The organism is Nocardia sp. IFM 10818, assembly GCF_054655275.1.
The window spans coordinates 3,799,973-3,811,134 of record NZ_BAAHJH010000001.1; the positions used below are offsets into that span (position 1 = coordinate 3,799,973).

Annotated in this window: 9 protein-coding genes and 1 pseudogene; 6 read left to right on the forward strand and 4 right to left on the reverse strand. The window is 71.5% G+C overall.

The features are described from left to right. Positions 1–7: 7 nt before the first annotated feature. Positions 8–514 (reverse strand): flavodoxin domain-containing protein, encoded by a 507-nt coding sequence (locus ACYQ5L_RS17330; protein WP_459958723.1) that lies wholly within the window; start codon positions 512–514, stop codon positions 8–10. 175 nt (positions 515–689) lie between these two features. Between ACYQ5L_RS17330 and ACYQ5L_RS17335 the strand changes: the two genes are divergently transcribed. The 6 genes from ACYQ5L_RS17335 (at position 690) to ACYQ5L_RS17360 (ending at position 7,109) form a co-directional block, all read left to right on the forward strand. Beyond that, the gene (locus tag ACYQ5L_RS17335) at positions 690–839 is read left to right on the forward strand and encodes a hypothetical protein (protein ID WP_459958724.1); all 150 of its coding nucleotides are present in this window, start codon (positions 690–692) and stop codon (positions 837–839) included. Between the two features lie 31 nt (positions 840–870). Next, on the forward strand, positions 871–3,528 hold the full coding sequence (locus ACYQ5L_RS17340; protein ID WP_459958725.1) for a cation-translocating P-type ATPase: 2,658 nt from the start codon (positions 871–873) through the stop codon (positions 3,526–3,528). A gap of 120 nt (positions 3,529–3,648) precedes the next feature. Beyond that, positions 3,649–4,920 (forward strand): MFS transporter, encoded by a 1,272-nt coding sequence (locus tag ACYQ5L_RS17345; protein ID WP_459958726.1) that lies wholly within the window; start codon positions 3,649–3,651, stop codon positions 4,918–4,920. A 147-nt stretch (positions 4,921–5,067) separates the two neighbouring features. Continuing rightward, entirely contained in the window at positions 5,068–5,568 is a 501-nt protein-coding gene (locus ACYQ5L_RS17350; RefSeq protein ID WP_459958727.1) for a nitroreductase/quinone reductase family protein, read from the forward strand. Positions 5,569–5,625: 57 nt separating this feature from the next. Further along, positions 5,626–6,312 carry an ABC transporter ATP-binding protein gene (locus ACYQ5L_RS17355; RefSeq protein WP_459958728.1) on the forward strand — a complete coding sequence of 229 codons (687 nt, stop codon included), beginning with the start codon at positions 5,626–5,628 and terminating at the stop codon, positions 6,310–6,312. Then, positions 6,309–7,109: an ABC transporter permease gene (locus tag ACYQ5L_RS17360; protein ID WP_459958729.1), complete on the forward strand. Its 801-nt coding sequence runs from the start codon at positions 6,309–6,311 to the stop codon at positions 7,107–7,109. Before ACYQ5L_RS17355 ends, ACYQ5L_RS17360 begins: the two co-directional genes overlap by 4 nt. A gap of 123 nt (positions 7,110–7,232) precedes the next feature. Here the strand turns inward: ACYQ5L_RS17360 and ACYQ5L_RS17365 are convergent. The 3 genes and pseudogenes from ACYQ5L_RS17365 to ACYQ5L_RS17375 all read right to left on the reverse strand — a co-directional run bounded on the left by ACYQ5L_RS17365 (position 7,233) and on the right by ACYQ5L_RS17375 (position 11,144). After that, positions 7,233–8,647 (reverse strand): annotated as a pseudogene (locus ACYQ5L_RS17365) (serine hydrolase domain-containing protein). A gap of 65 nt (positions 8,648–8,712) precedes the next feature. Continuing rightward, complete coding sequence (locus ACYQ5L_RS17370) at positions 8,713–10,191, reverse strand: bifunctional aminoglycoside phosphotransferase/ATP-binding protein (RefSeq protein WP_459958730.1); 1,479 nt, start codon at positions 10,189–10,191, stop codon at positions 8,713–8,715. Then, complete coding sequence (locus ACYQ5L_RS17375) at positions 10,188–11,144, reverse strand: universal stress protein (protein ID WP_459958731.1); 957 nt, start codon at positions 11,142–11,144, stop codon at positions 10,188–10,190. Before ACYQ5L_RS17375 ends, ACYQ5L_RS17370 begins: the two co-directional genes overlap by 4 nt. Positions 11,145–11,162 lie beyond the last annotated feature (18 nt).

The following is an 11,162-nucleotide window of genomic DNA, read 5'->3' on the forward strand; positions in this document are numbered from 1 at the left end:
TCGCGTCTCAGCCGTGGTCGAGCTCGGCCGCGATGCCCTTGGCCCAGGACTGAATTCGATTCCGGTCGCGGAAGTCCCCGGAGTGCGTCTTGGCCATGGACGAGGCGGGGAAGCCGCGCGCCGTGCGCTCCAGGCGTCCGCCGAAGAAGGTGAGCCCGCGCGCGTCGAGGCGCTCGGCGACCTTGCGCGCGGAGTTGGCGCCGAAGATCTTTCCGCCGTCCGGCCGGTCGGCCGAATCGTCGAGCGGGCCGCTGCCGAACAGCCAGACCGGCAGGCCGCGCAGGTGGCCGGCGAAATGCCGGGCGAATCGGCGGGCGTCGCGATGCCAGCGGCCGGAATACAGCGCACCGCCGAGAATCACCGCGCCGTAGTCGTCCACCGAGCGCACCTCGCGGGCGGGCCGGACCTCCGCCGTGATCCCCGCCGCCTCGAGCGAATCGCCTATCCACTGCGCGATTTCCGCGGTGCCACCGCGTTTCGAACCGTATGCCACCAGAACGGGTTGCTGGGTCATGGTGGAGCCTCCTTCGCCGTCGGTGCCTTCGATCCCACTCGCGGGCGCGGGCGGCGCACAGGGCCGAAGGTCCTGGCAGGTCGATGCCTTCGACTCACGCTGTGCCGCGCCGGGCTGGGCAGACTCACATCCGGGGTCGCCGACAACGGCGGCCGCCAGGCGAAAGGCGGGCGGTATGGGATCGGGAGCGGTGATCGCGTTCGTGGTCATCGGCGTCATGGTGGCCGCCGTGCTGTGCTTGTGCATCCTGCTGTTCGCGGTGCACTGGACACGCCGGCATCCCGATCGCCGCCACCCCCGGAAGCATCCCGGAGCACGCGTATAGCGCGTTCGGCAGCCATTCGACGGAGTGGTCCATGAGTACGCTCGATCAGGGCGAAACAGCGCCCGGCACAAGCTTTCCCGGCCAGGCCGGGTCGTCCGAGCGGGCGGCCCGGCCGCAGGGATTGACCACGGCCGAAGCGGACCGGCGGCTGGCGGCCGACGGCCCCAATGCGCTGCCCGTGCGGCGCGGCGTCCCCGCCTGGCGTCGCTTCGCCGCCGAACTCGTGCACTTCTTCGCGCTGCTGTTCTGGGTGGCGGGGGGATTGGCCTTCATCGCCGGGATGCCGCAACTGGGCGTCGCGGTGTTCGTGGTGGTGGTGCTCAACGGCGTGTTCGCCTTCGCCCAGGAGCAGCGGGCCGAGCATGCGGCCGAGAAACTGCGGAGTCTGCTGCCCCGGCAGGTCACCGTGGTGCGGGACGGCCACACGATCGAGATCCCCGCCGACCGGCTCGTGATCGGCGATGCGGTGCTGCTGTCCGAAGGCGACCGGGTGTCGGCCGATCTGCGGTTGGACCGGGTGCACGCGCTGGCGGTCGACACCTCGGCGCTGACCGGTGAGAGCGTGCCGGAGCATCCCGCCACCGGTACCGGCGTGCACGCCGGGTGTTTCGTCGTGGAGGGCGAGGCGCGGGCCACCGTGGTGGCCACCGGGGCGCGAACCCGCTTGGCGGGCATCGCGAATCTCACTCAGTCACGGCGGCCTGCGGCCACCCCGCTGCGGCGGGAACTGGATCGGCTCTCACGCATCATGGCCGCGGTGGCGATCGGGGTGGGGGCGGTCTTTTTCGCGGCGGCACTGCTGCTGGGCACGCCCGCTTCGGACGGGTTCCTGTTCGCGGTCGGCGTCACCGTGGCCGTGGTGCCGTGCGGGCTGCTGCCGACCGTGACGCTGTCGCTGGCCATGGGCGCTCAGCGGATGGCCGACCGACATGCGCTGGTCCGGCATCTGGAGGCCGTGGAGACGCTCGGCTCGACCACCTTCATCTGCACCGACAAGACCGGAACGCTGACCCGCAACGAGATGTCGGTGGTCGAGGTCTGGCTGCCCGGCGGCACGGTGCGCATCAGCGGCGAGGGCTATCAGCCAGTGGCCGAGGTGGTGTGCACGCCGTCGAGCAGCCTGGCGGCGGCGCGGCGGCTGGCCTGGGCGGCGCGGCGCTGCTCATCGGGCCGGGCGGTGCCGCGCGACGGCAGCTGGGAGGCGCAGGGCGATCCGATGGAGGCGGCGCTGGACGCCTTCGCGCACCGCATCGGGGCCGAGGACGACAGCGCCGTGTCGCCGGAGCGGGCCCGGTTCCCGTTCGATGCGCGGCGACGGCGCATGTCGATCGTGGTGGGGGAGCGGGTGCTGGTGAAAGGCGCACCGGATGCGATCTTTTCGCGCTGCGCCCCCGATCCGGCGGCGACGGCGGCGCTGCACCGGCTGGCCGGCCGCGGCCTGCGGGTGCTGGCGGTGGCCGAGCGCGCGGTGACCGCCGGGCTGCCCGCCACCCCGGAACAGGCCGAACAGGATCTGACGCTGATCGGTCTGGTCGCCCTGGAGGATCCGCCCCGGCACGGGGCCGCGGACGCCATCGCCGCCTGCCGCCGCGCCGGCATCCGGGTCGCCATGATCACCGGCGATCATCCGGAGACCGCGCGCGCCATCGCCCGTGAGGTGGGACTCGGCGGTCCGGCCGATCCGGTCCATATCGGCAGCGACCTGCCCGGCGACACCACGAAATTGGGTGACCTGCTGGACCGCGACGCCGTCGTGGTGGCGCGGGTGACGCCCGAGGACAAACTCCGGATCGCCGAGGCCCTGCAAGTCCGCGGTCACGTCGTCGCCATGACCGGTGACGGCGTCAACGACGCACCCGCGCTGCGCGCGGCGGCCATCGGCGTCGCCATGGGCCGTTCGGGCACCGATGTGGCGCGCGAAGCCGCCGACCTGGTGCTGCTGGACGACGATTTCGGCACCATCGTGGCCGCCGTGGAACAGGGCCGCTCGACCTACGCCAATATCCGGCGGTTCCTGACCTATCACCTCACCGACAATGTCGCCGAGCTCGCGCCGTTCGTCGTCTGGGCCCTGTCCGGCGGCGGATTCCCGCTCGCCATCGGGGTATTGCAGGTGCTGGCCCTCGATATCGGCACCGATGTGCTGCCCGCCCTCGCCCTGGGCGCCGAACCCCCGGCTCGCCATGTGCTCGACCGTCCGCCGGCGCGCGGGCATCTGCTCGATCGCAAGCTGTTCGCCCGCGCCTTCGGTGTGCTCGGTCCTGTCGAAGCGGTGATCGCGCTGTCCGCATTCGTGCTGTCGGCGCTGGTGTCGGGCTGGCGTCCGGGCGAAGCGTTCCCGACCGGTCCCGCGCTCGCGGCCGCGTCCGGAGCCGCCTTCACCGCGATCGTCTTCGGCCAGGTGGCCAATGCCTTCGCCTGCCGCAGCACCGTTCGCGCGTTCTGGCGCTTGCCGATTCGCACCAATCGCCTGCTGGGCTACGCCGTGCTCGCCGAACTGGCCACCCTGGCCACATTCCTCTACATCGGCCCGATCGCCGGTCTGCTCGGCCATAACGGCCCCACCCTCGCGGGCGCGCTCATCGCGCTGCTGGCCATCCCCGCCGTGCTGCTCGCCGACACGCTCCAGAAACACCTCACCCGGTCGCGCGCTCGGGACCTGCGCGCCGAGCGTGACGGCCGCTCATGACGGGACGATGGTCATCCCGGCGCCTGCCCCTCGGCCCTGTCCGTCGGTGCGCGCTCGGCCGATGCTCGAACTGTCCGCCCCTCCGGCCGGGCACAGGTCGACGGAATCAGGAATATGTCAATGACTTCCACGGATGAGACGGCGAACGCGCCTGCCGCGCCCGCACTTCCGGAATCGAACGACCGAGAACCGGGAACGGGCCGCCGGGCCGTCATGCTCACGCTGGCCACCGTCGGCTTCACGGTCAACTTCTGGGCCTGGGCGCTGCTGAGCCCGCTGGGCCCGCTGTTCAAGGATTCCCTGCGGCTCAGCGCATTCGAACAGGCCCTGGTGGTGGCCGTCCCGGTGGTGGTCGGCTCGCTCGGCCGCATCCCGGTCGGCGCCCTCACCGACCGGCTCGGCGGCCGCGTCATGTTCCCGGCGATCTCGGTGTGCACGATCGTCCCGGTCCTCGCGCTCGGCCTGATCGGCCACGGATCGCTCCCGGCCCTGCTGGCGGGCGGTTTCTTCCTCGGCCTCGGCGGCACCACCTTCGCCGTCGGCGTCCCCTTCGTGACCGCCTGGTTCCCGCCCGAGCGCCGTGGCCTGGCCGTGGGCATCTTCGGAATCGGCACCGGCGGCACCGCCCTCAGCGCCCTGACCACGGTCCGCCTGGTGGATGCCGGCTCACTGAGCACCCCCTTCCTGCTGACCGCGGCCGTCCTCGCCGGCTACGCCCTGATCGCCGCCCTCGTACTCCGCGACGCGCCCGGCCGCGCGATCCCCGCCGAATCGATCATCCACCGCCTGCGCCGCACCGCCCGCCTTCCCGTGACCTGGCAGGCCGCCACCCTCTACGCGGTGTCCTTCGGCGGCTTCGTGGCCTTCTCGGTCTACCTGCCCGCCTACTTGAAAACCGCCTACGCCCTCACCCAATCCGACGCCTCGGCCCGCATGGCCGGATTCGTCCTGCTGGCCGTCGCCATGCGCCCCGTCGGCGGCTGGCTCGCCGACCACGTCGGCCCGGCCCGAGTCCTGACCCTGTCGATGTCCGTCGTCGCCGTCGGCGCCGCCGTGCAAGCATTCACCCCACCCCTGATCCCCCTCGGCACCATCGCTTTCCTGTCCATGGCCGCCGCCCTCGGCGCGGGCAGCGGCGCGGTCTTCGCCCTGGTGGCCGCCACCGCCCCCGCCCCGCAGGTGGGCTCGGTAACCGGCGTGGTGGGCGCCGCGGGCGGACTCGGCGGCTTCGTACCACCCCTGGTCATGGGCGCCGTCTACGGCGTATTCGACTCCTACGCAGTCGGTTTGGCCGCCCTGTCGGCCGTCGCCGCCGCCATGGTGGTCTTCACCGCCACGACGGTGCGACGCGATCCGCCACGCCGGGACGGCCGTGAATCACCCGGCAGTTGAACCCGGCGACCGCACACAGGAAAGCGGCCCGGTCCTCGCTGCCGGTGTCGTTCGGTGGTGCCGTGCGGGCCTTTGGACTCCTGACCGGGGAGCGGCGCCCTGCGACGCTGGGACGGTGGATTCATCCTGTAGGGGAAGGACCTCGCCGTGACCGATACCGCGTACCCGCTGCGTGATCTGACCAAGTGGGTCGCCGCGACGATCACTCGCCGCCGAGTGCATCCGCGGCTCATCCGCGCCGGGGGAGCACTGCACCGGGCGCTGTTCCGGTTCACGCGCGGAGCGGGACCGCTCGGCGCCGACACCCTGATCTTGACCACGCGCGGCCGGTCCTCGGGCAGACCCCGATCGACTCCGCTCTATTACGCTCGATCCGGCGAATTGCTGTACATCGCGGCGTCGTTCGCGGGAAGCGATGCCCCACCGCAATGGTTCCGGAACCTGGTGGCCGACCCGGAGGTCGAGGTCGAGACCGCCGGCGAGCGGCGCGCCTGCGTCGCCCGCGTGCTGACCGACGAGCAGGCGCAGACCGTGTGGCCGAGGCTGGCCGCGATCTACCCGCCGTTCACGCGATACCGTACGCGCACACGGCGAACGATCCCGGTCATCGAACTCCGTCCCGTCGGCGCGACCCGGCATGTGTCGTGAGTTCCGGCCGTGATCGACCGCGGACATGACGGGAACAGCCCGGTCGAAGGAGGTGGCATGGGAACGGCGGACTTCCGCTTCGACGACGTCGTGGTGGTGCGCGGCGATGCGCGGGCGCTCGACGGGTTCAGTGCTGTGGTTCCCGGGCGCGGCGTGACGGCGATCGTCGGGCCGTCGGGGTCGGGCAAGTCCACGCTGCTGCGGTTGTGCAATCGGCTCGAGGTGCCCGCCTCCGGGCGGGTGCTGTTGGGCGGCAGGGATATCGCCGATCTCGATCCGCTGCGGCTGCGTCGCAGGGTCGGCATGGTGTTCCAGCGACCCACGCCGTTCCCCGGGACGATTCTGGAGAATCTGCGTACCGCGAGTCCGGATGCGGGGCGGTTCCGGATGGAACAGGCGCTGGCTCGCGTCGGCTTGCCCGGTTCCTGGCTGGATCGTGACGCGAAAGAGCTCTCCGGCGGTGAGGCGCAGCGAATGTGCTTGGCGCGCACGCTGATCACCGAGCCGGAGGTGCTGCTGCTCGACGAGCCCACCTCCGCGCTCGACGAAGCGGCGGTGGGCGTCGTCGAACGGGCGGTGCTGGCGTTGGCGCGCGACGGCGTGACGGTGCTGTGGGTGACACACGATCCGCGGCAGGTGCGCTTCGTCGCGGACCGGGTGCTGCGCGTCGAGGCCGGACGCTGCGCCGGTCTGGATCCGGTCGACCGGCCGCCGGAATCCCGCACCGAGGTGGTGGGCGCGTGAACGATCTGATCGGAGCCGGTGGGCTGGCGACCTCGCTGGCATTGATCGCCGTCGCGGCCGCCGTCTCACTGTGGCAGCGGCTGGGGCTGGAGCGGCAGATCGTCTGGTCCGCGGCCCGGGCGCTGGTGCAATTGCTGCTCGTCGGAGCGGCATTGACCCTGCTGCTCGAACCGGGCAGATCCGTGGCGTGGTCGTGGCTGTGGGTCGCGGCCATGGTCGCCTACGCCGGCGATGTCGCGCGGCGGCGCGCGCCGGAGGTGCCGCGCGTCATGCCGCTGGCCATTGTCGCGTTCGCCGCTGCCGCCACCGTCACCCTCGGGGTCGTCTTCGGCTTCCGGGTGCTTCCGCTGGAAGCGCGCACACTGGTTCCGATAGCCGGAATGATGGTCGGAAACTCCATGACCGCAACGGTGCTGGCCGCCCGTCGCCTCGTGGACGAACTACGCGACAAGCGCGACGAGGTCGAAGCACGGCTCGCCCTCGGCCATCCCTCGACCAGGGCAGCGACCCCCTACGTGCGCGCGGCATTGCGCTCGGCGCTGACCCCGCAGATCGAGACCACCAAAGCCACCGGCCTGGTCTTCCTACCCGGCGCGATGACCGGCCTCATCCTCGCCGGCGTACCCCCGGTCCAAGCCGTCCTCCTCCAGGCCGTTGTCATGTTCCTGATCCTGGCGTCGGTCGCCACCACCACCGTGGTCGTCACCCTCGGCCTGGTACGCCGCGTCTTCACCACCGACCACCGCCTGCGCCCGCTGCCCCGCCCGGCCTCCGATACCGCCCGCTCCACCGCATGACCGCCGATCGAGCCGAGTCCTCGTCTCGTCGGAGAGTGCAAGCACCGCATACCATTTCGGAGTTGGCTGACCGAGTGCTCGATGGCCGCCGTCGCCGGTCAGGTGCGCGAGCGCGGCGGTCTCTCACCCTTGCTTGCGCAGGCTCATGGGCATGAGGTCGAAATGCAGGGTGGTGGCGCCGGTTTCGCGGTCCTCGGCGAAGAGGACCCGGGCGGTGCCGATGCCGAAGGCGGACAGGTCGATTCGGAAGGCGAAGGGGTCCTTGTCGTCGTCGGGGTGGAGGGGGAGGCCGCGGTAGAGGGAGGGGATGGGGGTGAGGACGCGGAAGACCGGGATGCCGCCGCGGATGCGGATGTCGATGCCGGCGCCGACGCTGAGGCGGGCGCGGATATCGGTGAGGGAGCCGGGGAGGCGGTAGCGGCCGCAGATCTTGGTCCAGATGGCGGGCTGGTGGGGGATATCGGTGCGGATGGTGGGGGCGGGGGCGTTCAGGATGGCGCCCAGCAGGCCGGCTGATTCGCCGGGGAGCCAGAGCAGGGCGCGATGGCCGCCGGTGACGAAGGCCAGGACGGCGGTGTCGTCGTCGTGGGCCAGCCAGAGCTGGGAATTGAAGCCGGGCAGGATGCCCTGGTGTTCGACGACCGCGTGGCCGGCGAGGTCCTGGCGGAAGAAGCTCAGGCCCATGCCGGGTAGCCGGGGGTCCGGGCGGTAGTGCGGTGCGAACATGGTGGCGAGGGTGGCGGGGCGCAGGATGGAACCGTGTGTGTTCGCTCCGCCGCCGAGCAGGGCGGCCGCGTAGCGGGACATGTCTCGCGTGGTGGAGTACGCCGAGGAGGCGGCGGCGGTGACCCAGTCGCGGTGCACCACGGCGCGGGGGCCGCGGGCGCCCACGGTGTATCCGGTGGCGAGCGGCGTGCGGGGCGCATCCCATGGCGTGAGTCCAGTGTCGGTCATCCCGAGCGGGTCGAAGATGTTGTCGCGCAGGTACTCCGGCAGCGGAGTGCCGGAGACGTCCTCGACGATCTGGCCGAGGGTGGCGAAGCCGTGGTCGGTGTAGGTCCAGCGGGTGCCGGGCTCGGCGCGGACGCGCAGCTCGCCGCGGTAGTACTCGGCCAGGGTGGGCAGCGGCCGGCCCGGGTCGACGCTCTCGCCGAAATCGGGGCGCAGCGCCTGGGCGGGGTGCAGGGTCTCGCCGATGCCGGAGGTGTGGGTCAGCAAGTGGCGCAGGGTCGGTGGCCGGAATCGCCCGGAGTCGAGGCGGTAGGCGCGCAGATGGTCGCGGGCGGGTCGAGATCGACGCGGCCGCGTTCCCACAGCTGCATGACCGCGATGGCGGTGAATGTCTTGGTAATGGAGGCGATTCGGAATGCCGTGTCCGGGGTGACCGGCTGTTCCGACTCGATGTCGGCCACGCCTTGGCCGGCGAAGAACTCCAGTTCCCCGTTCCGCACCACGCCGACCGCGAGACCGACGGCGGGATGCCGGTTGAGCAGTCCGCAGACCTGATCCGTCAACGCGATCCGATCGATTCCATGCATGCTGGCTCCATTCGCGTCACCCGACGCCCTGTGCGCCCGGCGGGTTTCATCTGTCGGCCGGACCGCTACCGGTGCTGAGGTTCGCGCAGCTTGCCCCAGAGTTGCAGGGCCTGCGCGATCGTCTCGCTGATCGGGCGATCGGTGTCGAGGGTGCTTGCCTCGGGCCAGGGCGCGGCGTCGGCGGCCATGGCGTCGGCAATGGCGGGCGTGGCCTCCGAATCGCCGTGCGGTCTCTTGCCGATGCGTGCGGCGGCCACCTCACGGGGGCACTCGCAGTGCACGGCGATGAGCTCCGCATGGGTCTGCGCGGCCAGGGCGGCGGCGCGTTCGCGGTGCGCGGCGTCGAGCCAGCTGGCATCGAGAATTACCGAGACGCCTTGACCGAGACGGTTGCGGGCGAGGTCGAGCAGCCGGTCGTAGACGAGGGCGCGGGCGGCGTCGCTGTAGGCCCCCGCACCGTAGTGGCCACCGGCGCCGGCGATGGTGTGCGCGGCGCGCAACCCCGCACGGATCTTATCGGTCGAGATCAGCTCGGCATCGGTGCGGGCCGCGAGTTGCCTTGCCACCGTGGACTTTCCGGTTCCGGGCAGGCCGCCGACCAGAACCATCCGGACCGCGCCCCGCTCGAGATGCCGCACGGCCAGTTTCAGATGGTCGCGGGCGCGGGCGGGCGCGTTCGGATCGCCCTGCCCGGCGCGGATGCGGTCGGTCTTGGCCCGCACCATCGCGCGGTAGGCGATGTAGTGGTGGCGCAGCGCGGCCGGTGGCGCGTCGGCGGCCGCGCGCAGATAGTCGTCCAGGAATTTCTCGGCCAGCAGCGGCCGGCCGCGGAATTCCATGTCCATGGCCAGGAACGCGGCATCGTCGAGGCAGTCGACGTGGCGCAGTTCATCGTCGAAGTCCAGGCAATCCAGGATGCGGAAGCCGTCCGGCAGTACGAAGATGTCCTCGGCGAGCAGATCCCCGTGCCCGTCGACCATGCGGCCGGCGGCGATCCGGGCGGCCAGCAGCGGCGCCCGGCCATCGATGAAGCGCATCGCCAATTCCTCGGTGCGCGTGAGATATTCGGCGTCGACGGGATCGGCGGGCGGCACGACGCGACTGTGCAGCAGGCCGTGCCAGCGCCGGCGCAGCGCCTGCGGCGTCCCGGCCCGGTCGATTTCGTCCCCGCGCCGCGCGGTGGCGTGAAATCGCGCGAGTGTCGTGGCCAGCGTGGACAACTGGCCGGAACTAATGCGATGCTCGGCGAGCATGGTCGCTAACCGGCGCGCGTCGGGCATGCGGCGCATCACCAGCACCGGCTCGCTCGGACCGCCCTGCGGATCGCTGAGATGGGCGATCCCCAGATATACATCCGGCGCCAGGCGGCGATTGAGCTCGAGTTCCCGGCGGCACGCGCGTTCCCTGGCCTCGGCCGTGCCGAAGTCCAGAAAGTCCGTCACCACGGGCTTTTTCGTCTTGTAGGCCCGATCGCCGTACAGCAGCACGACGCCCGCGTGCGTCTCCCGCACCTCGGCGAAGGGCGCATTCTCCATGGCGTTCATCGCGGTAGCGCCTTCGCCGCGGTGGCGGGCAGCGCCGGACTCGACACCGGTCCCGGCATCACCACCACCGGACAGCTGGAGTGGCACACCAATTCGTGGGTGACGCGACCGAGCCGATCCGGACGCAAGGCGTCGGCATCGTGGCCCACGATGACCAATTGCGCCGCGGCGCTGAACCGCTCTATCTCGGCCGGCCCATCACCGACCACGGTGATCGGTCGCACCGTCACCGTGGGGAAGTCGCGCTGGTGGCGCTGGAGCTGGGCATCGGGAACCAGCGCCGCGCCGCCCGCATGCCCGGCCGTCGCGTCCGCCCACGGCCGGGCATGGCCGTTCGACCACACCCGGCCGTGCCAGATACGCGCCACGACCAGGTCGACGCCCCGGTCGCGCGCGGCGCGCAGGCCCGCCAGCAGGGCGGGTTCCGCCGTATCCGACGTGGTCACCACAACCAGGACCGGCCCGTCCGGCACCGCGGAGCGGCGGACCAAGGCCACCGGGCAGCGCGCCTCCCGGGTGACCGCCAGCGCGGTGGAGCCGAGCACCATGTGCGAGAAGAACCCGATGGCGGCCGATCCCAGCACGAGCAAGGACGCGGACGCCGACATCTCGACCAGCAGGCGATCGGCCTGCCCGCGCGCGAGCACCACATCGACCTGCAATGGCTCGGCATCGGGGACCTGCGACTGTTGTGCGCGCACCATCCAGCGCGCATTGTTCAGCGTCCCGAGGGCGCTGCGATAGCGGGTGCCGCCGGGGCGGAACGCCGGTTTGTCGATGGCGGGCAGAATCTGGACCAGCCGTAGCGGAACCCGGCGGGAAACCGCTTCCGCGGCAGCCCATTCGGCGGCGTGCAGGGCGGTGGTGGAACCATCGATCCCGACCACGATCGGTGCGCGCGGATCGGTGTCCGAGCGGCTGCCGATGCGCTCGTCGAGGTGTTTCGCGTCCATGTCCCCAGGCTGCACCGC

Excerpts from the sequence above, each read along its gene's own strand:
- ACYQ5L_RS17375 (WP_459958731.1), bottom strand. The coding sequence starts at position 11,144 with ATGGACGCGAAACACCTCGACGAGCGCATCGGCAGCCGCTCGGACACC.
- ACYQ5L_RS17330 (WP_459958723.1), bottom strand. The coding sequence starts at position 514 with ATGACCCAGCAACCCGTTCTGGTGGCATACGGTTCGAAACGCGGTGGC.
- ACYQ5L_RS17345 (WP_459958726.1), top strand. The coding sequence starts at position 3,649 with ATGACTTCCACGGATGAGACGGCGAACGCGCCTGCCGCGCCCGCACTT.
- ACYQ5L_RS17355 (WP_459958728.1), top strand. The coding sequence starts at position 5,626 with ATGGGAACGGCGGACTTCCGCTTCGACGACGTCGTGGTGGTGCGCGGC.
- ACYQ5L_RS17340 (WP_459958725.1), top strand. The coding sequence starts at position 871 with ATGAGTACGCTCGATCAGGGCGAAACAGCGCCCGGCACAAGCTTTCCC.
- ACYQ5L_RS17370 (WP_459958730.1), bottom strand. The coding sequence starts at position 10,191 with ATGAACGCCATGGAGAATGCGCCCTTCGCCGAGGTGCGGGAGACGCAC.
- ACYQ5L_RS17335 (WP_459958724.1), top strand. The coding sequence starts at position 690 with ATGGGATCGGGAGCGGTGATCGCGTTCGTGGTCATCGGCGTCATGGTG.